Here is a 272-nt window from a genome sequence, read left to right as displayed (position 1 = left end):
GATCGCCACCGGCAGTCAGGGCGAGCCGCGCGCCGCGCTGTCACGCCTGGCCAATTCCCGCCATCCGGACTTCGAGCTGGCTGCCGGCGACACCGTGATCTTCTCTTCCAAGGCGATTCCCGGCAATGAGCTGGCCATCGGCAGGCTGCACAACGCCTTGACACGCCTCGGCGTCGGCATCATGGAAGAGAAGCAGTTCCCGGACCTGCATGCCTCCGGGCACCCGGCGCAGGAAGAATTGCGCACCTTCTATGGCTGGCTGAAACCGGTAC

Annotated in this window: 1 pseudogene; it reads left to right on the top strand. The window is 65.4% G+C overall.

From position 1 onward, the window contains the following. A pseudogene (locus R0J88_RS20225) lies at positions 1-272 on the top strand (ribonuclease J); the annotation flags it as partial.

The organism is Pseudoalteromonas sp. SIMBA_162 (genome assembly GCF_046535955.1).
Lineage (GTDB): Bacteria > Pseudomonadota > Gammaproteobacteria > Enterobacterales > Alteromonadaceae > Pseudoalteromonas > Pseudoalteromonas marina.
The sequence above is the reverse complement of the archived record's forward strand: the minus strand, read 5'-3'. Positions and strand labels throughout refer to the sequence as shown.